Annotated in this window: 17 protein-coding genes and 1 pseudogene; 8 read left to right on the plus strand and 10 right to left on the minus strand. The window is 60.8% G+C overall.

Annotation, left to right across the window (positions count from 1 at the left end):
• Position 1 precedes the first annotated feature (1 nt).
• Positions 2–1,252, minus strand: coding sequence for a lipoprotein-releasing ABC transporter permease subunit (locus GN234_RS08755; protein WP_176688306.1), 1,251 nt, complete (start codon positions 1,250–1,252; stop codon positions 2–4).
• Between the two features lie 94 nt (positions 1,253–1,346).
• On the opposite strand from GN234_RS08755, the gene GN234_RS08760 reads away from it, so the two are divergent.
• Together GN234_RS08760 and GN234_RS08765 are read left to right on the plus strand one after the other, a co-directional pair.
• Entirely contained in the window at positions 1,347–1,943 is a 597-nt protein-coding gene (locus GN234_RS08760) for a PilZ domain-containing protein (protein ID WP_116831869.1), read from the plus strand.
• On the plus strand, positions 1,940–2,662 hold the full coding sequence (locus tag GN234_RS08765) for a glycerophosphodiester phosphodiesterase (protein ID WP_116831868.1): 723 nt from the start codon (positions 1,940–1,942) through the stop codon (positions 2,660–2,662). The genes GN234_RS08760 and GN234_RS08765 overlap by 4 nt, the downstream gene beginning before the upstream one ends.
• A gap of 42 nt (positions 2,663–2,704) precedes the next feature.
• Here the strand turns inward: GN234_RS08765 and sthA are convergent, their stop codons facing one another.
• Complete coding sequence (gene sthA / locus GN234_RS08770; RefSeq protein WP_003183399.1) at positions 2,705–4,099, minus strand: Si-specific NAD(P)(+) transhydrogenase; 1,395 nt, start codon at positions 4,097–4,099, stop codon at positions 2,705–2,707.
• 375 nt (positions 4,100–4,474) lie between these two features.
• The gene (locus tag GN234_RS08775; protein WP_411828785.1) at positions 4,475–5,524 is read right to left on the minus strand and encodes an FAD:protein FMN transferase; all 1,050 of its coding nucleotides are present in this window, start codon (positions 5,522–5,524) and stop codon (positions 4,475–4,477) included.
• Between the two features lie 203 nt (positions 5,525–5,727).
• Here GN234_RS08775 and tcuC point away from each other — a divergent pair, with 203 nt between their 5' ends.
• On the plus strand, positions 5,728–7,026 hold the full coding sequence (tcuC, locus tag GN234_RS08780; RefSeq protein WP_116831866.1) for an MFS transporter: 1,299 nt from the start codon (positions 5,728–5,730) through the stop codon (positions 7,024–7,026).
• Positions 7,027–7,197: 171 nt separating this feature from the next.
• Here the strand turns inward: tcuC and GN234_RS08785 are convergent, their stop codons facing one another.
• A complete protein-coding gene (locus GN234_RS08785; protein ID WP_109751586.1) occupies positions 7,198–8,661 on the minus strand; it encodes a glyceraldehyde-3-phosphate dehydrogenase in 1,464 nt (487 codons plus the stop codon).
• Between the two features lie 168 nt (positions 8,662–8,829).
• Here GN234_RS08785 and mfd point away from each other — a divergent pair, with 168 nt between their 5' ends.
• Genes mfd through GN234_RS08800 form a run of 3 tightly spaced genes read left to right on the plus strand, consistent with a single transcriptional unit; the run spans position 8,830 to position 15,561 of the window.
• On the plus strand, positions 8,830–12,279 hold the full coding sequence (gene mfd, locus GN234_RS08790) for a transcription-repair coupling factor (protein WP_176688307.1): 3,450 nt from the start codon (positions 8,830–8,832) through the stop codon (positions 12,277–12,279).
• Between the two features lie 10 nt (positions 12,280–12,289).
• Complete coding sequence (locus tag GN234_RS08795) at positions 12,290–12,856, plus strand: CsiV family protein (protein ID WP_109751584.1); 567 nt, start codon at positions 12,290–12,292, stop codon at positions 12,854–12,856.
• 11 nt (positions 12,857–12,867) lie between these two features.
• Positions 12,868–15,561: a DEAD/DEAH box helicase gene (locus GN234_RS08800; protein ID WP_109751583.1), complete on the plus strand. Its 2,694-nt coding sequence runs from the start codon at positions 12,868–12,870 to the stop codon at positions 15,559–15,561.
• A gap of 27 nt (positions 15,562–15,588) precedes the next feature.
• On the opposite strand, the gene nagZ is transcribed toward GN234_RS08800, so the two are convergent.
• Together nagZ and GN234_RS08810 are read right to left on the minus strand one after the other, a co-directional pair.
• On the minus strand, positions 15,589–16,587 hold the full coding sequence (nagZ, locus tag GN234_RS08805; protein WP_176689573.1) for a beta-N-acetylhexosaminidase: 999 nt from the start codon (positions 16,585–16,587) through the stop codon (positions 15,589–15,591).
• A 169-nt stretch (positions 16,588–16,756) separates the two neighbouring features.
• Positions 16,757–17,470 (minus strand): TetR/AcrR family transcriptional regulator, encoded by a 714-nt coding sequence (locus GN234_RS08810; RefSeq protein WP_109751581.1) that lies wholly within the window; start codon positions 17,468–17,470, stop codon positions 16,757–16,759.
• A 241-nt stretch (positions 17,471–17,711) separates the two neighbouring features.
• On the opposite strand from GN234_RS08810, the gene lexA reads away from it, so the two are divergent.
• Positions 17,712–18,320, plus strand: a complete 609-nt coding sequence (lexA, locus tag GN234_RS08815) for a transcriptional repressor LexA (protein WP_003199651.1) — start codon at positions 17,712–17,714, stop codon at positions 18,318–18,320.
• A 10-nt stretch (positions 18,321–18,330) separates the two neighbouring features.
• Positions 18,331–18,804 carry an SOS-induced cell division inhibitor SulA gene (gene sulA, locus GN234_RS08820; protein WP_163854643.1) on the plus strand — a complete coding sequence of 158 codons (474 nt, stop codon included), beginning with the start codon at positions 18,331–18,333 and terminating at the stop codon, positions 18,802–18,804.
• A gap of 71 nt (positions 18,805–18,875) precedes the next feature.
• On the opposite strand, the gene GN234_RS08825 is transcribed toward sulA, so the two are convergent.
• The 4 genes and pseudogenes from GN234_RS08825 to GN234_RS08840 all read right to left on the minus strand — a co-directional run bounded on the left by GN234_RS08825 (position 18,876) and on the right by GN234_RS08840 (position 22,923).
• A complete protein-coding gene (locus GN234_RS08825; protein WP_003183419.1) occupies positions 18,876–19,109 on the minus strand; it encodes a hypothetical protein in 234 nt (77 codons plus the stop codon).
• 106 nt (positions 19,110–19,215) lie between these two features.
• A complete protein-coding gene (locus GN234_RS08830; RefSeq protein ID WP_109751579.1) occupies positions 19,216–19,740 on the minus strand; it encodes a DUF6586 family protein in 525 nt (174 codons plus the stop codon).
• 218 nt (positions 19,741–19,958) lie between these two features.
• Positions 19,959–22,571 (minus strand): annotated as a pseudogene (gene topA, locus GN234_RS08835) (type I DNA topoisomerase).
• 115 nt (positions 22,572–22,686) lie between these two features.
• Positions 22,687–22,923 (minus strand): DUF1653 domain-containing protein, encoded by a 237-nt coding sequence (locus tag GN234_RS08840; RefSeq protein WP_025212748.1) that lies wholly within the window; start codon positions 22,921–22,923, stop codon positions 22,687–22,689.
• Between the last annotated feature and the right edge of the window lie 73 nt (positions 22,924–22,996).

Consider the following 22,996-nt stretch of genomic DNA (forward strand, 5'->3'; position numbering starts at 1 on the left):
CTCACTCATAACGTAACGCCTCCGCAGGCTGGGTGCGCGCGGCACGCCAGGCTGGATACAGGGTGGCGAGGAAACTCAGGACCAACGCAGCGCCGCAGACCATCAACACGTCATCGGCCTGCAATTGCGACGGCAGGTAGTCGATGAAGTACACGTCGGCGTTGAGAAACTTGTGCCCGATCAGGCCTTCGAGGGCAGCAATCGCGGCGCTGACATTCAGCGCGGCGAACATCCCGACCAGGGCGCCGACGAACGTGCCGATCACGCCGATGACCGTGCCCTGGACCATGAAGATCCGCATGATCTGCCCCGGCGTGGCGCCGAGGGTGCGCAGGATGGCGATGTCGCCCTTCTTGTCGTTCACCACCATCACCAACGTGGAGATGATGTTGAACGCCGCCACGGCGACGATCAGCAACAGCAGCAGGCCGATCATGGCCTTTTCCATGCGGATCGCCTGGTACAGGTTGCCGTGGGTGCGGGTCCAGTCCCGGGCGTAGTAACGGTCTTCGCCGAGCTGCTGGGCGATGGTCCAGGCCACACGCGGGGCCTGGAACAGGTCGTCGAACTTCAACCGCAGGCCCTGGACCTGATCCGGTTTCCAGCGATGCAGGCGCGCCAGGTCCTGGAGATTGGTGACGCCCAGGTAACCGTCCAGCTCGCCGGCGCCGACATGGAAAATACCAACCACGGTAAAGCGTTTCATGCGCGGGAACATGCCGCCCGGGGTCACGGTGACCTCCGGGGCGACGAAGGTCAGCTTGTCGCCAATGGTAACGCCGAGCTTCGCCGCGGCCTTGTCGCCAATGACGATGCCGAAACTGCCTGGCGCCAGGTCGTCGAGTTTGCCCTGCTGCATGAAGTTATCGATGATCGATACCTGCCGCTCGAGCCCTGGGTCGATGCCGTTGAGCAACACCTTGGACACCTTGCCGTCGTTGGTCAGCAGCCCCTGCATCTGGGTGAACGGCGCCACGGCCAGCACCTGCGGGTTCTGCTTGACCTTGGCGGCCAGGCTCGGCCAATCACTGATGGCTTCGCCGGTTTCGAGGGTCGCGTGGGGCACCATGCCCAGCACGCGGGTGCGCATCTCATGGTCGAAGCCGTTCATCACCGACAGTACGACGATCATCACGACCACGCCAAGGGCCAGCCCGATGATGGACGTCAGGGAAATGAACGATACGAAATGATTGCGACGCTTTGCACGGGTATAACGCGTGCCGATAAATACGAAGAGAGGTCTGAACATGTCGGGGCTTGTTCGGAGGGAAAAGGAACGTCCTTGTGGCGGGGGTCTCAAACCAGCTTTACACTCAGACCACCGCCGCTACCATGGGTTCGCCATGTCGACATTAGATGAAGAAGATCGCCGCGAATACTACCGTATCGAGGACACGATCGCACTGGAAATTCGGCCCCTGTCCATTCCTGAAGCTGCTGGCCAGGAAGTGTTGCAGGATGCTTCTCCATTGTTCAATCTGCTCAGCGAACTGCACCTGAGCGAATTCGAGTCACAGCACCTGCTGCGCCAGATCAGCGAGCGCGAACGCAGCATCGCGGCGTACCTCAAGGCAATGAACAAACGCATCGACCTGCTCAGCCAGGTCATTGCCCTGACGGTGCTCGGCGAAATCGGTGAACCGCAGCCGGTGATCATTTCCGAAGGCGGCGTCGACTTCCAGTACCCCACACCGATCGCGGTTGGCGCCCATCTGTCGATCAAACTGGTGCTGATGCCGCAAGCTCTCGGCTTACTGCTCCGGGCACGGGTCACCCACTGCGACCCCAAGGGCGGCGGCTACGACGTGGGCACCGAGTTCGAACGCCCGACCGACGCCCAGCGCCAGTTGCTGGCCCGCTACATCCTGCAGAAACAGGCGCAAGAACGACGCCTGGCCCGGGAACTGAACGAATCAGGTATCAATAAGGAAGAACCGTGACCCTCATTTATGGCCACCGCGGCGCCAAGGGCGAAGCGCCGGAAAACACCCTGACCGGTTTTCAGGAGTGCCTCAAGCACGGCGTACGCCGTTGCGAGCTGGACCTGCATCTTTCGATGGACGGCGAGTTGATGGTGATCCACGACCCGACCCTCAAGCGCACAACGGATCGCCGGGGCAAGGTGGTGGAGCATTCCGCCGCCGAACTGGTGACCTACGATGCACGCAAGGGTGGCCCGGGCTGGATCAAGCCGTGCCCAATCCCACGCCTGGAAGAGTTGTTCGAGAAGTGTGACTTCGAGCATTGGCAACTGGAGGTCAAGAGCGCCTCGCGCACCCGCGCCGCAGCCACGGTATTGGGCATCCGTGAAATGGCCCAGCGTTTTGGGCTGCTGGACAAGATCACCATCACCTCCAGCTCCCGGGAAGTGCTCAAGGCGGCCCTGGACCTGACCCCGGACATCTCTCGCGGACTGGTGGCCGAGTACGCCTGGCTCGACCCGTTGAAGGTCGCCCAGAGCTACGGCTGCGAGATTCTGGCGTTGAACTGGACCCTGTGCACGCCCGAACGCCTGGTCAAGGCCCAGCGTCAGGGGCTGCATGTGTCGGTGTGGACCGTCAACGAGCCCGCGCTGATGCGCAGGCTCGCCGACTTTGGCGCTGACAGCCTGATTACAGACTTTCCCGGTTTGGCCACTGCCACGCTCGAGAACTGCTGAAATCGGTCTCCCCGGCCGGCTCAGGCCACCGGCCGGAGCCGCTCAAAAAAGCCGGTTGAGCCCGTCATAGGCCGCTACCCGATAGGCTTCGGCCATGGTCGGGTAGTTGAACGTGGTGTTGACGAAGTACTTCAGCGTGTTCAATTCGCCCGGCTGGTTCATGATCGCCTGGCCGATGTGCACGATCTCCGACGCCTGATAGCCGAAGCAGTGCACGCCCAGCACTTCCAGGGTCTCGCGGTGGAACAGGATCTTCAGCATACCTTGCGGCTCACCGGCGATCTGCGCCCGCGCCATGCTCTTGAAGAACGCCTTGCCCACTTCGTAAGGCACCTTGGCCTGGGTCAGCTCCTGCTCGTTCTTGCCGATCGAGCTGATCTCCGGAATGGTGTAGATGCCGGTCGGCACGTCGTTGACGAAGCGCCAGCTGCCATTGTCGACAATGCTGCCGGCGGCCGAACGGCCCTGGTCGTGGGCGGCACTGGCCAGGCTCGGCCAGCCGATCACGTCACCGGCACCGTAGATGTTCGGTACGCAAGTGCGGTAGTTCTCGTCGACTTCGATCTGGCCACGGCTGTTGACCTTCACGCCGATGTTTTCCAGGCCCAGGGTGTCGGTGTTGCCGGTACGGCCGTTACACCAGAGCAAGGCGTCGGCCTTGATCTTCTTGCCGGACTTGAGGTGCAGGATCACACCATTGTCGACGCCTTCGACGCGGTCGTAGTCTTCGTTATGGCGCACGGTGATGTTGTTGTTGCTGAAGTGATAGCTCAGGGCCTGGGAGATTTCCGAGTCCAGGAAGCTCAGCAACTGACCACGGTTATCCACCAGCTCCACCAGCACACCCAGGCCGCTGAAGATCGAGGCGTATTCGCAACCGATCACCCCGGCGCCGTAGACGATCAGTTTGCGCGGGGTGTGGCCCAGGCTCAGGATGGTGTCGCTATCGTAGATGCGCGCGTGGTTGAAATCGATGTCGGCCGGGCGATACGGGCGTGAACCGGTGGCGATGATGATGTGCTTGGCCACCAGTTTCTCGACCACACCATTGCCGCAGACCACTTCAACCGTCTGCTCATCGGCGAAGCTGCCGGTGCCGAAGAACACGTCGACACGATTGCGGGCGTAGTAACCGGTGCGCGAGGCCACCTGCTTGGAGATCACCTTCTCGGCACTCTTGAGCACGTCCGGGAAGGAGAACCAGCGCGGCTCGCCGATGGCCCGGAACATCGGGTTGGTGTTGAACTGCATGATCTGCCGGACCGAGTGACGCAAGGCCTTGGACGGGATGGTACCCAAGTGGGTGCAGTTGCCGCCGACCTGCCGACGGCTGTCGACCATCGCCACCTTGCGCCCTGCCTTGGCCGCGTTCATTGCCGCGCCTTCCCCCGCCGGGCCGGAGCCCAGTACCACCACGTCGTAGTTGTAGACAGCCATGCGTACTCCTCAGAACAGGCCGTGGCGCCTCACTTGGCACCGACGGCTAAATCATGCCGGCCTGCGGCATGAAGGAACAATTTGGGGCCGGTTCACGAGCCCGGCCACAGTCTATAGAAGCGTCAACGCCGCGCACATTACCCCTTGGTCGCGTCGTAGGCTAGTTTTGCCTGCGCTATTTCGCCACAGGCATGCTTTCACAGCGCTGTCATCATTGCATGACCTTATCTCAAGTTCGCCTGAATCAATGTGGCGAGGGAGCTTGCTCCCGCTTGAGTGCGAAGCGCTCAAAAAAGAGGGTTGCTGCGCAACCCAGCGGGAGCAAGCTCCCTCGCCACGGATTATTTACGCCCTAAGCGAACAACATTGCTGGCATCACTGGTTTGTTCCACGAATGATCCGTTCAAACACATCGTTGGTGCGGGTGACAAAACGATTGCCATCGCGCACCACGAAAAATACCCCGATACCGTGCTTTTCGGCATAGTCCCAACCCCGTTCAGGCCCGAGAATCAACAACAGCGTCGATAGTCCATCGGCCATCAACGCCGAAGGATGAATCACTGTGACCGACGCGAGATTGTGTAGGACTGGTGTACCGGTGCGCGCATCAAACGTGTGGGAATAACGCCTGCCGCCCTGTTCGAAATATTTACGGTAGTCACCCGAGGTGGAAACCCCGTAGCCGTTGACCTCAATGACACGCTCGGCCACTTGCCGATCATCCCGGGGTTCTTCCAGGGCGATACGCCAGGCCGAGCCATCGGGTTTGCGCCCGACGGCCTTGAGCTCACCGGTGGCTTCGGCCAGGTAACTGTCGACGCCCAAGGCCTGGAGCCTGGCGGCGATGCGGTCGACGGCATAACCGGCGGCGATACTGTTGAAGTCGACCTCCACCGCGGCGTCCTTGCACAACCGGTCGCCCTCAATACGCAAATGACCGTGACCGACGCGCTGGCGCACCAAGGCCAACGCCTCGGTACTCGGCACTTGTTCTTCCCGGGACTGGGGCCCGAAGCCCCACAGGTTCAGCAACGGCTCCACGGTCAGGTCGAAAGAGCCATCGCTTTGAACCGACAACTGCTCGCCCACGCGGATCAACTCCAGGATCGGGCCAGGCATGATCTGACAGCTATCGGCCGGCAACGCATTGAAACGTTCGACGTCCGAGTCGCTGCGATAGGTCGAGAATTGCCGATCCACTTCGGCAAGGATGTTTTCCACCTCGGCCTGAACCTCTTTCGGACCCGGCCCGGCGGAATGCCTGACGTACTGAATGGAATAATGACTGCCCATGGTCGGCCCATCGAAGCGTTCCAGCGTGTCGCCGTTGCCGCAACCGGACAACACGCCGGCCAGCACCACAACCCCAATCCATCGTCCAGTTAACAAATCTTCATCTCCCCTCAAAACCGCGCCGGCCATTATGGGCTTCAGCGCACGCAAAAACCTGTGGGGGCCGATGGAACCTTGTGGGAGCAAAGCTTGCTCGCGATGAACGATGACACGGTCTCGCAGTTAAACCGTGTCGACTGCATCGCGAGCAAGCTTTGCTCCCACAGGTTCCCACAAGGCTTCCACTGGGGTACGGCGCTTTCATACAAGATTGTCAGAGTGAGTACCTACACATGCCTTCCAATACGAGCAACGGCAAGGCGATTTTTCGCGTTGTCAGCGGCAACTTCCTGGAGATGTTCGACTTCATGGTCTACGGCTTCTACGCCACGGCCATCGCCAAGACGTTCTTCCCCGCCGACAGTGCGTTCGCCTCGCTGATGCTGTCCCTGGCCACGTTTGGTGCAGGGTTCTTGATGCGCCCCCTCGGGGCGATTTTTCTCGGCGCCTACATCGACCGCCACGGACGCCGCAAAGGCTTGATCATCACCCTGATGCTGATGGCCATGGGTACCATACTGATCGCCTGCGTACCGGGCTACGCAGTCCTCGGCGTGGCGGCCCCCTTGCTGGTCCTGCTGGGCCGCTTGCTGCAAGGCTTCTCCGCTGGCGTGGAACTCGGAGGCGTATCGGTTTACCTGGCAGAAATTTCCACGCCGGGGCGCAAGGGTTTCTTTGTCAGTTGGCAATCGGCCAGCCAGCAGGCTGCCGTGGTGTTTGCCGGCCTGTTGGGGGTTGGCCTCAATCACTGGCTGAGTCCCCAGGAGATGGGCGACTGGGGCTGGCGCGTACCGTTCCTGGTGGGCTGCATGATTGTGCCGGCAATATTCATGATCCGTCGTTCACTGGAGGAAACACCTGAGTTCCAGGCGAGAAAACATCGTCCTAGCCTGTCGGAAATTGTCCGCTCCATCGGTCAGAACTTCGGCATCGTCTTGGCAGGCATGGCGCTGGTGGTGATGACCACCGTATCGTTCTACCTGATCACCGCTTACACACCGACCTTCGGCAAGGCCGAGCTGAACCTGTCGGACCTGGATGCACTGCTGGTCACGGTGTGCATCGGCTTGTCGAATTTCTTCTGGCTGCCGGTGATGGGGGCGTTTTCCGACAAGATCGGACGCAAACCCCTGTTGCTCGGTGCGACTGTCCTGGCGATCCTGACGGCCTATCCGGCACTGTCCTGGCTGGTGGCGAACCCCAGCTTCAGCCATTTGCTGATCGTCGAGCTGTGGTTGTCGTTCCTGTATGGATCCTACAACGGTGCCATGGTCGTGGCCTTGACGGAAATCATGCCGGTCGAGGTGCGCACCACCGGTTTCTCCCTGGCCTACAGCCTGGCGACAGCGACGTTCGGCGGGTTTACTCCGGCGGCCTGTACCTACCTGATTCATGTGCTCGACAACAAGGCTGCACCGGGGATATGGCTCAGTGGCGCGGCGGTGCTGGGGTTGATTGCGACCCTGGTGCTGTTCAAGGGCAATCGGCATGAACTGCGCACTGAACAAGCCTCGATAGTCGGCGGCGCCTGAAAAATCGTCATCGCGAGCAGGCTCGCTCCCACATTTGATCACATACATCAGCAACAACTCGGTCAACTGTGGGAGCGAGCCTGCTCGCGATGAGGCCAGCCCAGCCAACAAAAAACCTGCAGACAAAAAAACGCCCCGACAAGTCGGGGCGTTTTCACAAGCAGCTAAGGCTTAGCGCGGGAACGCTGGCGGGTTTACCCCGGCCATGTCTTCCATCACGCGAACCACCTGGCAGCTGTAACCGAATTCGTTGTCGTACCAGACGTACAGGACAACGCGGTTGTCTTGGCTGATGGTGGCTTCAGCATCCACGACACCGGCGTGGCGCGAGCCCACGAAGTCGGTGGAGACCACTTCCTGGGAATTGACGAAGTCGATCTGCTTATGCAGCTCGGAGTGCAGCGCCATGTAGCGCAGGTACTCGTTCATCTCTTCACGGGTGGCGGCTTTCTCAAGGTTCAGGTTGAGAATGGCCATCGACACGTTCGGCGTCGGCACGCGGATCGCATTGCCGGTCAGCTTGCCGGCCAGTTCAGGCAGGGCCTTGGCGGCGGCGGTGGCGGCACCGGTCTCGGTGATGACCATGTTCAGCGCGGCGCTGCGACCACGGCGGTCGCCCTTGTGGAAGTTATCGATCAGGTTCTGGTCGTTGGTGTACGAGTGAACCGTTTCAACGTGACCGTTGACGATGCCGAACTTGTCGTTCACAGCCTTGAGCACCGGCACGATGGCGTTGGTGGTGCAAGAGGCGGCGGAGACGATCTTGTCGTCAGCGGTGATGTCGCCGTGGTTGATGCCGTGGACGATGTTCTTCAGCTTGCCCTTGCCAGGCGCGGTCAGGACAACGCGGTCGATACCCGGGCAGGCCAGGTGCTGGCCCAGGCCATCGGCGTCACGCCATACACCGGTGTTGTCCACCAGCAGTGCGTCCTTGATACCGTACTGGGTGTAGTCCACCTCGGTCGGGTTCTTCGCGTAGATCACCTGGATCAGGTTGCCGTTGGCGGTGATGGTGTTGTTTTCTTCGTCGATGGTGATGGTGCCGTTGAACGAACCATGGACCGAATCGCGACGCAGCAGGCTGGCACGCTTGGTCAGGTCGTTCTCGGCGCCCTTGCGCACCACGATGGCACGCAGGCGCAGGCCGTCGCCACCACCGGTTTTTTCGATCAGGATGCGCGCCAGCAGACGGCCAATACGACCGAAGCCGTACAGGACCACGTCGGTGCCTTTGCGAGCCGAAACGTTCTGCTGGCCAACCACATCAGCCAACTCTTCACGAACGAACTGCTCGGCGCTACGGCCGTTGCCTTCGTTGCGGAACTTGAACGCCAACTTGCCCAGATCCACCGAAGCCGCGCCGAGCTTGAGCTCGCTCATGGCTTTGAGCAGAGGGAATGTTTCGTGGACGGAGAGTTCGCTGTCGTCGGAAGAACGGTGGCGAGCAAAGCGGTGGGCTTTGAGGATCGCGATGACAGACTGGTTGATCAGGCTGCGGCCATAGATCGAGCTCACCACGTTGTTATTGCGGTAGAGCTGACCGATGAGAGGGATCATCGCTTCTGCGAGAGCTTCACGATCAATCCATTCACCAAGACACTGGTCGGGCTTCTGAGTCACGGTAACCTTCCACATGTAGGGGCTGAAAAAAGGGGCTACATTATGCCGCCGAGTCCTCGGCTGAGCAATGCGCGCCTGTCGCACCGTGGTTTTCCTGTCTGCCTGGGTAGTCTGCGACTGACAGCAGCCCCCTTCCCCCGCTACAATTGCCGACTTTGTCGCAACGCTGGAGCTCAACCTTCCGTGCCCGTTCTGCGTCTTCCGCTTCTCCCTGCCGCGGCAGGTAAACAGCACTGGGGCAACCTGCCCGGTGCCGCCCTGAGCCTGGCCATCGCCGAGGCTGCCAGCGCTGCAAAGCGTTTCACCCTGCTGCTGACCGCCGACAGCCAAAGCGCCGAGCGGCTGGAACAGGAGCTGAGTTTCTTCGCTCCGGATTTGCCGGTCTTGCATTTCCCGGACTGGGAAACCCTGCCCTACGATCTGTTTTCGCCACACCAGGACATCATTTCCCAGCGAATCGCCAGCCTTTATCGGCTGCCGGAGCTCAGTCATGGCGTTTTGGTAGTGCCGATCACCACGGCCCTACATCGCCTGGCACCGACCCAGTTCCTGCTCGGTAGCAGCCTGGTGCTGGACATCGGCCAGAAGCTCGATGTCGAGCAAATGCGCACCCGCCTCGAGGCCACTGGCTATCGCTGCGTCGACACGGTGTACGAGCACGGCGAGTTCGCGGTACGCGGCGCCTTGATCGATCTGTTCCCGATGGGCAGCAAGCTGCCTTATCGCATCGACCTGTTCGATGACGAAATCGAGACCCTGCGCACCTTCGATCCGGAAAACCAGCGCTCCATCGACAAAGTGCAATCGATCCGCCTGTTGCCGGCCAAGGAGTTCCCGCTGCAGAAGGAAGCCGTGACCCGCTTCAAGGCACGCTTTCGCGAGCGCTTCGATGTGGATTTTCGCCGTTGCCCGATTTTCCAGGACCTGAGCAGCGGGATTACTCCCGCCGGCATCGAGTACTACTTGCCACTGTTTTTCGAAGAAACCTCCACCCTGTTCGATTACCTGCCCCAGGACACCCAGGTGTTCTCCCTGCCGGGCATCGAGCAAGCAGCGGAAAACTTCTGGAACGACGTGCGCAACCGCTACGAAGAGCGTCGCGTCGATCCTTCCCGGCCTTTATTGCCGCCAGCCGAGCTGTTCCTGCCGGTGGAGGACTGTTTTGCCCGCCTCAAGAGCTGGCCGCGGGTGGTGGCGAGCCAGCAGGACGTGGAGACCGGTGTCGGTCGTGAACGCTTCCCGGCCAAAGCGTTGCCGGACCTGGCCATCGAAGCCAAGGCCACGCAGCCACTGGCAGCGCTGGCTGGCTTTCTCGACACATTCCCCGGTCGCGTATTGTTCACCGCCGAAACCGCGGGTCGTCGCGAAGTGCTGTTGGAGCTGCTTGAACGCCTGAAGCTGCGACCGAAGACGGTGGACAACTGGCCGGACTTCGTCGCCGGCAAGGATCGCCTGGCGATTACCATCGCCCCGCTGGACGAAGGACTGGTACTCGATGACCCCGCCCTCGCGCTGGTCGCCGAAAGCCCGTTGTTCGGCCAGCGCGTCATGCAACGTCGCCGTCGCGAGAAACGCGCCGACGCCGCCAACGACGCCGTCATCAAGAACCTCACAGAACTTCGCGAAGGTGCGCCCGTGGTGCACATCGACCACGGCGTGGGCCGCTACCTGGGCCTGGCGACCCTGGAGATCGACAATCAGGCCGCTGAATTCCTCACACTGGAATACGCCGAGGGCGCCAAGCTCTATGTGCCGGTGGCGAACCTGCACCTGATCGCCCGCTACACTGGCAGCGACGACGCCCTGGCCCCACTGCATCGCCTGGGCTCGGAAACCTGGCAGAAAGCCAAACGCAAGGCGGCCGAACAGGTGCGCGACGTGGCCGCCGAACTGCTGGACATCTACGCCCGGCGCGCAGCTCGTGAGGGCTATGCCTTCGCCGATCCGAAAGCCGACTACGAAACCTTCAGCGCCGGTTTCCCGTTCGAAGAAACCGTCGACCAGCAGACCACCATCGAAGCGGTGCGCGCCGACATGCTCGCGCCCAAGCCCATGGACCGGCTGGTGTGTGGCGACGTCGGCTTCGGCAAGACCGAAGTGGCGATGCGCGCCGCGTTCATCGCCGTGCACGGTGGCAAGCAGGTGGCGATCCTGGTGCCGACCACCCTGCTCGCCCAGCAGCACTACAACAGTTTCCGCGACCGCTTCGCCGACTGGCCGGTGACCGTGGAAGTCATGAGCCGTTTCAAATCCACCAAGGAAGTGAATGCCGCCGTGGCCGACCTGGCCGAAGGCAAGATCGACATCGTCATCGGCACGCACAAGCTGCTGCAGGACGACGTGAAGATCAAAAACCTGGGGCTGGTGATCATCGACGAGGAGCACCGCTTTGGTGTGCGCCAGAAAGAGCAGCTCAAGGCCCTGCGCAGCGAAGTCGACATCCTGACCCTGACGGCCACGCCGATCCCACGCACATTGAACATGGCCGTGTCGGGCATGCGCGACCTGTCGATCATCGCCACGCCGCCGGCCCGGCGCCTGTCAGTGCGCACGTTCGTGATGGAGCAGAACAAAAGCACGGTCAAGGAAGCCTTGCTGCGTGAGCTGCTGCGTGGCGGCCAGGTCTATTACCTGCACAACGACGTGAAGACCATCGAGAAATGCGCCGCCGACCTGGCCGAACTGGTGCCGGAAGCCCGTATCGGCATCGGCCACGGGCAGATGCGCGAACGCGAACTCGAGCAGGTGATGAGCGACTTCTACCACAAGCGCTTCAATGTGCTGATCGCCTCGACCATCATCGAGACCGGCATCGACGTGCCGAGCGCCAACACCATCATCATCGAGCGCGCCGACAAATTCGGCCTGGCCCAGTTGCACCAGCTGCGCGGCCGGGTCGGGCGTAGCCACCACCAAGCCTATGCCTACCTGTTGACCCCGCCACGCCAGCAGATCACCCCGGATGCGGAAAAGCGCCTGGAAGCCATCGCCAATACCCAGGACCTCGGCGCCGGTTTCGTGCTGGCCACCAACGACCTGGAAATCCGTGGCGCCGGCGAATTGCTCGGCGACGGCCAGAGCGGTCAGATCCAGGCCGTCGGTTTCACCCTGTACATGGAAATGCTCGAACGAGCGGTCAAGTCGATCCGCAAGGGCGAACAGCCGAACCTCGACCAACCCCTGGGCGGCGGGCCGGAAATCAACCTGCGGGTGCCGGCACTGATCCCGGAAGACTATCTGCCGGATGTCCACGCGCGGCTGATTCTCTACAAACGCATCGCCTCGGCCAGCGACGAGGAAGGCCTCAAGGACCTGCAAGTGGAGATGATCGACCGCTTCGGCCTGTTGCCGGAACCGACCAAGAACCTGGTGCGCACCACGCTGCTCAAGCTCAAGGCCGAACAGCTGGGCATCAAGAAAGTCGATGGCGGCCCCAACGGTGGCCGGATCGAGTTCGAGGCCCAGACGCCGGTCGACCCACTGGTGCTGATCAAGCTGATCCAGGGCCAACCCAAACGCTACAAGTTCGAAGGCGCCACGATGTTCAAGTTCATGGTGCCCATGGAACGCCCGGAAGAGCGTTTCAATACCGTAGAAGCGCTGTTCGAGCGCCTCACTCCGACCACTGCTTGAAGGACGCCACATGCGCCTGTTTCGCTCACTGACCTTGCTGTTGACCCTGGTCGCCCCCCTGGCGTTTGCCGACGACCTGTATCAGGTTGAAATGATTCTGGTGCGCCAGAATGCCGAGCCGGCGATCATCAGTCGCGCCGCACCGGAAGACTGGGACGCCGGCGCGCAACGCCTGGGTGCCGATAGCCAGCGTACGCCGGCCCTGGGCAACATCGTCGAGAAACTCAACGCCAGCGGCCAATACACGGTATTGATGCACAAGGCCTGGCAACAGACCCTCGGTGAACAGGGCCGCAAAGTCGCCATCAGCGACGGTGCCGAGCAGTTCGGGCAATTCCCTATCGAAGGCACCCTGGAGCTGAAACTGGGTCGTTTCACCGACGTGGATGCCGATTTCTGGGTCAACCAGATCAACACCAATGGCCTGGTCACCGCCAGCGAGCGCCTCAAGCAACAGAGCCACACCAAGAATGGCCAACTGAACTTCCTCGACAACGGTCATCTCGGCCTGTTGATCAAGATCACCTCGCTGACCGCGCCCGCGCCACGGCAGGCACCTGAAGTCATTCCGGACTGATTGGCGCGCCTATGCCCTCGCCCCTGAGCAAACCCCTGGCACCTTCCTGGGTCAATCGATTCAAGGAACAGAGCCTGGAGCGCGGGCGCCGTTATGCGCTGGAAAACCGCGTCAGGATCGTCGAGGCCGGCGACAGCACCATCACCGCCAGTTGCGAAGGCTCTGGCGGCAACGTCTACCGTCAGACCATTCGCCTTAAAGAGTCAGCCAAGGGCGCGCTGATTCTGCTCGAAGCCGCTTGCTCCTGCCCGGTGCGTATCAACTGCAAGCATTGCGCGGCAGTGTTGCTGCAAGTCCAGGAAACCCTGGCCTACCCGGCCGCCGAAAAAGACGCGCAGTTGCTGGAGAAACTCCAGGCGGTGCTGGACAACCGCAGCCCCAAGGCCCCGCCGCAAGTGCTGGTGGATAACGTGCAGCCGGTACCGCGGCTGTGGCTGGCCAGCATCGAGTTCAGCGCCTTCGAGCCACGCAACGGCAAGATGCAACGCTACATCCAACACCGCGCGGCCCTGTCCTTCAGTTACCTGGACGAATACGTCAGCGGCCAGCGCAACACCGACGTGCTGATTCGCCAGGAAACCCAGACGCTGCGGATAAAACGCCACACCGATGTGGAGCAGTCCTACCGCGAACAGCTGCGAATCCTCGGTTTCAAGGTCGCGACCCGACAAAGCAAGGCCTTGCCGGAAAGCGCCGGGGAACTGTACGAGATGGTCAACGACAGCGCCTGGTTGACCTTCACCCTCAACGACCTGCCGAAACTCCGTAGCCAGGGCTGGGAATTGCAGATCGACGAGGACTTCGGCTTCGACCTGACGGCGGTGGACGAGTGGTACGCCACTGTCGAGGAAACGCCGGAGCGGGACTGGTTCGACCTGGAACTGGGGATCATCGTCAACGGTGAGCGCCTGAGCCTGTTGCCGATCCTGCTGAACCTGATGCGTTCGCACATCGAACTGTTCAACCCGGAACGCCTGGCCCGGCGCCGTGACGACGAACTTATCCTGGTCAACCTGCCCAACCGCCCGAACTCGGAGTTCGGCCCACAGCAAGTGGCGCTGCCCTACGGCCGGCTGAAACCGGTGCTGGCGACCCTGGGCGAGTTTTACCTGCAAGAACCCGGCACCACCAAACTGCGCCTCAACAGTGCGGACGCCTTGCGCCTGAACCCACTGCAGGACATGCCGCTGACCTGGGAAGGTGGCGAACACATTCGCGGCCTGGCCCAACGCCTGCGGGATATCAAGGATTACACCGCCACCGCGCCAGAAGGCCTGAACGCGACACTGCGGCCTTATCAGCTCGAAGGCTTGAGCTGGATGCAATCGCTGCGTCAGCTGGAAGTCGGCGGCATTCTCGCGGACGACATGGGTCTGGGCAAAACCCTACAGACCCTGGCGCACATTCTCAGCGAAAAGAACGCCGGACGCCTCGACCGACCGTGCATGGTGGTCATGCCCACCAGCCTGATTCCCAACTGGCTCGACGAAGCGTCCCACTTCACGCCGCAACTCAAGGTGCTGGCGCTTTATGGGGCCGGGCGCAAAAAACACTTCGACCGACTGGCCGACTACGACCTGATCCTGACCACCTATGCGCTGCTGCCCAAGGATGTCGAACGTCTCGCCGCGCAGCCATTGCACGTGCTGATTCTCGATGAAGCCCAGTACATCAAGAACCCCACCAGCAAAGCCGCCCAGGCCGCCCGCGAGCTCAACGCCCGCCAGCGGTTGTGCCTCTCCGGTACACCACTGGAGAATCACCTGGGCGAATTGTGGTCGCTGTTCCACTTCCTGCTGCCGGGGTGGCTTGGGGACGTCAAGAGCTTCAACCGTGATTACCGTGTGCCTATCGAAAAACGTGGCAGCGATGTCAGACTCCAGCACCTCAACGGTCGGATAAAACCTTTCCTGTTGCGCCGGACCAAGGAACAAGTGGCGACGGAACTGCCACCCAAGACCGAGATCATCCATTGGGTCGAACTCAGCGATGCCCAGCGGGACGTCTACGAAACCATGCGCCTGGCGATGGACAAGAAAGTCCGTGACGAGATCACCCGCAAAGGCGTGGCCCGCAGCCAGATCATCATTCTTGAAGCGCTGCTCAAGCTGCGCCAGGTGTGTTGCGATCTACGCCTGATCAACGACGCCGCCCTGCCTGCCCGAGGCAGCACCTCGGGCAAGCTCGACAGCCTGATGGAAATGCTCGAAGAGTTGTTTGAAGAAGGCCGTCGGGTGCTGCTGTTTTCTCAGTTCACGTCCATGTTGGCGCTGATCGAAGATGAGCTGAAAAAGCGCGGGGTCGATTACGCGATCCTGACGGGTCAGACCCGGGACCGACGCACGCCGGTCAAAGAATTCCAGAGCGGCAAGCGTCAGATCTTTCTGATCAGCCTGAAGGCCGGGGGTGTAGGCCTGAACCTGACCGAGGCCGACACGGTGATTCACTACGACCCGTGGTGGAACCCCGCCACCGAAAACCAGGCGACCGACCGTGCCTACCGTATCGGCCAGGAAAAACCAGTGTTCGTCTACAAGCTGATTGCCCGAGGCACGGTGGAAGAGAAAATCCAGCTGCTGCAAAAGGAAAAATCCGACCTCGCGGCCGGCGTGCTGGACGGACGCGTGGCCGGGGATTGGAAATTGCAGAGCGACGATATCGAAGCGTTGTTCGCGCCGCTGCCGGACAAACTGGAAAAGCGCTGATCCACAGCGCTCCCCCATTGCTTAGCGCTAGTCGATCAGTTGGGCAGCTCTCAACGCGCCCAGTGCCGCCAGCCAGCGCGGGTCCTGGCGGTATTCAGTGGAGGCATAGGCCTGGCCGCGCATGCGGGCGATCCGCGCCGAAGGCTTGACCTTCAGGCGTTGGGCGGCGCTCAAGGCCAGCTCCGCGGCAGCGCGGTCATTGCACACAAGGCCCATGTCGCAACCCGCCGTCAACGCTGCCTCGATACGACTGGCAGCATCGCCGACCACATGAGCTCCAGCCATCGACAGGTCATCACTGAAGATCACACCCTCGAATTGCAACTCCCCGCGCAGGATGTCCTGCAACCAGCGACGGGAAAATCCGGCTGGATTGGCGTCAACCTGAGGATAAATGACATGGGCAGGCATGACCGCCGCAAGCTGCTTGCTCAGCTTGGCGAACGGCACCAGGTCGTTGGTGCGAATCTGCTCGAGACTGCGCTCATCGTTGGGAATAGCCACGTGGGAATCGGCCTCGGCCCAGCCATGCCCCGGGAAGTGCTTGCCGGTGGCCGCCATCCCCGCGGCGCTCATGCCACGGATGAAGGCACCGGCCAGCAACGCCGCGCGCTCGGGGTCGCCTTCAAAGGAACGACTGCCGACGACGGCGCTGCGCTGGTAATCGAGGTCCAGCACCGGGGCAAAACTCAAGTCGAGACCGACCGCCAGCACTTCGGTGGCCATGATCCAGCCACACTGCTCGGCCAGGTATTCGGCATTCGGGTTGTCGGCTATCGCCCGCATCGCCGGTAACCGCACAAACCCCTGGCGCAGGCGCTGCACGCGACCACCCTCCTGATCGACCGCCAGCAAAAGGTCGGGACGGATGGCACGGATCGAGGCGCTCAATTCGCGCACCTGCCGTGGATGTTCGATGTTGCGCGCGAAAATAATCAGGCCACCCACTTCGGGCTGGCGCAACAGGTGGCGATCTTCGGCCGTCAGCCAGGTACCGGCGACATCCACCATCAACGAGCCTTGCAGGCCAGCAGTCATAGTATTTCCTTAATAACGATGAACCCCACAGGCACGACCGTGCCGCCGGGCTGCAGGGCCGGCAGGCAACGATTGTGGAATAAAATACAAAGCAGGTTCGAAACGAGAGTCGGCATGGGCGGCTAGCTTAGCGGATGTAGGCTGCCGCGCCCACCCGTCAAGCCTTGGCCAACACCGGGGCCGGGGCCGATTTGCTACGAGGGCGTAATTGTGCGGCAGCCATGGCCTCATCGGTGACACCGCTTTCGGCACGCATGCCGGCCGCCAGGAACGGCACCATCAGGCGCATCACCTGCTCGATCGACGTGTTCACGCCAAAATCGGTTTCAGCGATGGCCCGCAATGCCTTGATACCGGACATGCTGAATGCCGCAGCACCGAGCATGAAGTGCACCCGCCAGAACAACTCGATCGGCGGAATGCGCGGCGCGGCCTCATTGACCAGCAGCATGTAGCGGCGGAACACCTTGCCGTACATGTCTTCCAGATAACGCCGCAAGTGGCCCTGGCTCTGGCTGAAAGCCAAGCCTAGCAAACGCATGAAAATGGAAAGATCGTTACCACTGCGTGGCTGCACGGCAAGCGCTTGCTCGACCAGCATTTCCAGCAGTTCTTCCAGGGTCGGCTTGACGTCAGGCTTGGCCTGGCGCCGCTCCAGCTCGCGATCGAGGCTGAGGCAGAAAGGCCCGAGGAAACGCGAGAAAACCGCCTGGATAAGGGCTTTTTTCGAACCGAAGTGATAGTTCACCGCTGCCAGGTTCACCCCGGCCTTGCTGGTGATCAGACGCAACGAGGTTTCAGCGAAACCTTTTTCCGCGAACAACTGCTCGGCAGCATCGAGAATGCGTTCAACGGTTTCCGACTGGGCCATGGTTACTCCGCCTGACAAACACTTGTTTGAAACATACGTTTCAGCCCATGGGTTGTCAAGCCTGCCGGGGCGTTTTGCGAACGCCCGGTCACGTATTTAACCACACCTTTTCACGGGTGGTAGCCATGTCGTGTCCAACAGTCCGACCGACCGTCCAGCGGCCTGTGAAAAAAGGAGGATTGCCAAGCGGCGTCCACTGTATATAATCCCAGTCACTGTATAAAAAGACAGAGCGATCAATATGCTAAAGCTGACGCCACGCCAAGCAGAGATTCTGGCCTTCATCAAACGCTGCCTCGAAGACAACGGCTACCCGCCAACCCGTGCGGAAATCGCCCAGGAACTGGGTTTCAAGTCGCCCAACGCGGCTGAAGAACACCTCAAGGCGCTGGCGCGCAAGGGTGCGATCGAAATGACCCCGGGCGCATCCCGTGGCATTCGCATCCCCGGCTTCGAAGCCAAGGCCGACGAAACCACCTTGCCAATCATCGGCCGGGTGGCGGCAGGCGCACCGATCCTTGCCCAACAGCATGTCGAGGAATCCTGCAACATCAATCCTTCGTTCTTCCATCCTCGGGCCGATTACCTGCTTCGTGTACACGGCATGAGCATGAAGGACATCGGCATCTTCGACGGTGACCTCCTGGCCGTCCACACCACCCGCGAAGCCCGCAATGGCCAGATCGTAGTGGCGCGAATTGGCGACGAAGTGACCGTCAAGCGCTTCAAGCGCGACGGCAGCAAGGTCTGGCTCATCGCCGAGAACCCTGAGTTCGCGCCCATCGAAGTGAACCTGAAAGATCAGGATCTGGTCATCGAAGGCTTGAGTGTCGGCGTCATTCGCCGCTAAAGGAGGCTTTATGCAGTTCCCTCACACACCACAACACACACAACTTCCGCTGTTCGAGGCATTCATGGCTCAACCGCTGGTTCCAGTCCTGAAAGAGGTCATCGAGTCGCCGTGGAGCGTCGAGCCCGAGGCTTTCAGCGAACTGTCGTTACGTGGTGCGGCTGGAAACTGCCTGAACCTGTTGGCGCCGATTCTGCGGGAACTCAGCCAGGACCAGGACGCTCGCTGGTTGACGCTGATCGCGCCGCCGGCCAGCGTTACCCAGGCCTGGCTGCGGGATGCCGGCCTGAACCGCGAACGCATTCTACTGTTGCAGCCGCGAGGCACCCAAAGCGCCCAACAGTTGACCTGCGAAGCATTGCGCCTGGGCCGTAGCCACACCGTGGTCAGTTGGCTCAATCCACTGACCACGACCGCACGGCAACAGTTGATCAGCGCCGCCCGTATTGGGGACGCACAAAGTCTGAATATTCGATTGGGTTAAAACAAACGCGGGGCTTCTCCAAGACAGAGAAGCCGGCCAGTCATACTATTCAAAAAAGCCGACAGGCGGGATCAATGAAGAACCCGCGGCCCCTCTTCCTTGTTGAATTCGCCTTCAACCAGGCGACCTGCCATCTGGACGCCCACGCTCAGCATCGCCTTGGCGACTTCGACGTGTTGGCCCTGAAGGAATACCTTGGCATCTTCGGAGAAGTTCAGGGTCACCAGAGAACCTTCGTCCTCAGCCCTGCGCAGCTCGATGCGGCCATCAGGAAGTTCGACAATTTCTAGAAAGGACGTAGGCATAAAAGTCTGTTCTCCACGAAAGGCGAGGATTATATAGTCATCGGCCAGGCTCCGCTCGGGATCTTGACCAAGCGTCATCAACGAGCGTAACGGGCCGTGGGGAAACTCAGCACTCGTTCAACCCTTCACGAAAGCGTATCGCCAGGCTCTTGAGGTTCTGGCGCCAGCTCTCCAGCTCCTCCCGGCTCAACTCCTGCTCAGGTTCTTGCTCATCCAGATTGACCGCCACGATCAACGGCTGGGTCACGTCCCCCTTGGGCTTGCGCGGGGCCCGGGGCGGCTCGAACAGCGCCGCATGGGCCGCCAATAGCTTCGCCAGCCAGGTTTCCGGATTGTGCGCCAGCTCGACCATTTCGGCCAATTCCGGAATAGCGATGGTTTCCAGCACCTCGCGGGTCAACAACAACTCGGCCCGCGACGCGTTCGCTTGCGGCAGGCGATAGAAACCGGCGATTTCATGGCACAACCCCAACAGCGCACCGTAAAGGTGAAACAGCGCGGATTCGCGTCCTGCCTGGAGCAACGCCGGGGAATTCATCGCACGCCCATCCTCGGCCCTGGTGAGCGCTTCAAGCGACAGACCGGCGAAATAAATTTTCTGATTGGTGCGGGTATAGAGTTCGTGGGCCATGGTGGCGTCTCCCCAACGAAATGAAAGCTTCAAGCAAGTGGGACAGTGTCGTGGATCAACCGAGGCCACTGCAAGCCAAAAACAAGAAGGCCGCATGAAAACCTACGGGGTGTCATGCGGCCTTTTGCTCAGTTCAGGCTATAGGGACGGCTACGTCGCCCAGCGGGAGCAAGCTGCCTCGCCACGGGGAGCCCCCTAACTCAGGCAAGCGCCAGCGATCAGCGCTTGTCTTCAACCGTCCACTTACCGCCGTCGTAGTAGGCTTTCCAACCGGTCGGCTTGCCGTCGACTTCGGTCTGCACATATTGCTCCTTGGTCTTGCGGCTGTAGCGAATGACCGCTGGACGCCCTTCCGGATCCTTCTGCGGCGCGTCACAAAGAAAATGGTACTTCGGATCGATCTCGTCCTTGTGCGGCACGATCTCCATTACCAACGGTGCACGGGTCTCACGGTTTTTCGGGAACTGGCTGGCCGCCAGGAACAGGCCGGAGGCGCCGTCGCGCAGGATGTAGGTGTCATTGACCTTCTCGCACTTGAGTTCAGGCATCTTCACCGGGTCCATCTTCGGCGGCGCCGCGTCACCGCTCTTGAGCAGTTTGCGGGTGTTCTTGCAGGTCGGATTGGTGCACCCGAAGAACTTGCCGAAACGACCGGTCTTGAGCTGCATCTCACTGCCACACTTGTCGCATTCCAGGCTCGGACCTTCGTAGCCCTTGATGCGATAGGTGCCCTCTTCAATCTCGTAGCCGGCACAGTCCGGGTTGTTGCCGCAGATGTGCAGCTTGCGCTTTTCATCCAGCAGGTAGGCATCCATCGCCGTGCTGCAGATCGGGCAGCGATGCTTGCCGCGCAGCACCAGGGATTCCGACTCGCCCTCGTCGTCCGCGGCGATTTCGTCGCCCGGTACCAGGTTGACCGTCGCCTTGCAGCGCTCCTTGGGTGGCAGGCTGTAGCCCGAGCAACCGAGGAAGACACCTGTCGATGCCGTGCGAATTTGCATCGGACGCCCGCAGGTCAGGCACGGAATGTCGGTCATGACCGGCTGATTGGCCCGCATGCCATTGTCGGCGCTTTCAGCCACTTCGAGTTTTTTCTTGAAGTCGCCGTAGAACTCGTCGAGGACGTTTTTCCAGTCCCGCTCGCCCTGGGCCACATCGTCGAGGTTCTCTTCCATGCCGGCGGTGAAACCGTAGTCCATCAGGTTCGAGAAGCTCTCGGACAAACGTTCGGTAACAATGTCGCCCATCTTCTCCGAATAGAAACGACGGTTGTGCAGCGCTACATAGCCGCGATCCTGGATGGTGGAAATGATCGCCGCGTAGGTCGAAGGACGACCGATGCCGCGTTTTTCCATTTCCTTGACCAGGCTGGCTTCCGAATAACGAGCCGGTGGCTTGGTGAAGTGCTGGGTCGGATCAAGCTTGATCAGCTTCATCACGTCACCCTGGGCCATGTCCGGCAGGACGTCGTCATCCCCGGGCTTGGTGATTTGCGGCATGACGCGGGTGTAGCCGTCGAACTTCAAGATGCGGCCCTTGGCGCGCAGCTCGAAGTCGCCAGCACCGACGCTGACGGTAGTCGACAGGTATTGCGCCGGCAGCATCTGGCAGGCCAGGAATTGGCGCCAGATCAACTCGTAGAGACGCTCGGCGTCGCGCTCCATGCCCGACAGCTTGCTTGGCTCGGTATTGGCATCGGACGGACGAATCGCTTCGTGAGCCTCTTGTGCGCCTTCCTTGCTGCTGTAGACGTTCGGCGTGTCCGGCAGGTATTTCTTGCCGAACTCGCTTTCTATATAAGTGCGCGCCATCGCCACGGCATCGGCCGAGAGGTTGGTCGAGTCGGTACGCATATAAGTGATGTAGCCGGCTTCATATAGACGCTGGGCCATCATCATGGTTTTCTTCACGCCAAAACCCAGGCGGTTGCTCGCAGCCTGTTGCAGCGTGGAAGTGATGAACGGCGCCGACGGTTTGCTGCTGGTCGGCTTGTCCTCGCGCTTGACGATGCTGTAGCTGGAAGCCTTGAGCTTCTCCAGCGCAGCCATGGCCTGGGCTTCGTTGAGCGGCTAGAAGGCCTCACCCTTCTCGCGGGCCACCTCGAAACGCACGGTAGCGCCCTTGGCAGTGCCAAGGTCGGCGTGGACTTCCCAGTATTCTTCAGGGATAAACGCGCGGATCTCCCGCTCGCGCTCCACCACCAGCTTCACCGCGACCGACTGCACACGACCGGCAGACAGCCCGCGGGCGATCTTGGCCCACAACAGTGGCGAGACCATGTAGCCCACCACGCGATCGAGGAAACGACGCGCCTGCTGGGCGTTGACCCGATCGATATCCAGCTCGCCCGGCTGAGAGAAGGCTTCCTGGATGGCTTTCTTGGTGATTTCGTTGAACACCACGCGCTTGTAGCGGCTGTCGTCCCCACCGATGGCTTCGCGCAGGTGCCAGGCAATGGCTTCCCCTTCGCGGTCCAAGTCCGTTGCGAGATAGATGGTGTCAGCATCCTTGGCGAGCCGACGCAGCTCTTCGATGACCTTTTCCTTGCCTGGGAGGATCTCGTACTTGGCTTTCCAGCCATGTTCCGGATCGACCCCCATGCGTGAGACCAGCTGCTTGCGCGCCTTGTCTTTCGGCGACAGCGCCGGCGCTTCACCGGCAGCAGCCTTGCCGCGCTTGGCGGCTGGCTCCTTGCTGGCGCTAGCCGAACCGCTGGTGGGCAGGTCTCGGATATGGCCGATACTCGACTTCACCACGTATTGGTTGCCCAGATACTTGTTGATGGTCTTGGCCTTAGCCGGGGATTCCACAATGACCAGCGATTTGCCCATGGATCAGAAAATTCCTGAATTCTAAAAAGTGAAAGGCGGTTGGCGCCTGACGCGGCACCGCTATATATAGTGGCTGCAAGGTGAGGTCAAGCGCAGGGTTGCCCGCATACCGGCCTCAAGGCTTGGAAAAAATGCTCTCCTCGGCCTGCACCAAAGCAAAGCGTGGCACCTGTTCGCCGTCAACCTCGACGGACTCCTGGAACATGCTCAAGGGACGTACCCAAAAGCCGTAATCGCCATACAGGGCTTGATAGAAGACCACTTCTTCCTCGGTCTCGGAATGCCGCGCAATGCTGAATACGCGGTACTGCGGACCTTTATAATGTTGGTAGAGCCCAGGTTGTATCGGCATGCTTTGGCCCTCACTGAAATCTTTTCAAAATAAAAACAAAAATCTTTTTTACTAAACCCGGAAAAACAAAAAC

Source organism: Pseudomonas bijieensis (assembly GCF_013347965.1).
Lineage (GTDB): Bacteria > Pseudomonadota > Gammaproteobacteria > Pseudomonadales > Pseudomonadaceae > Aquipseudomonas > Aquipseudomonas bijieensis.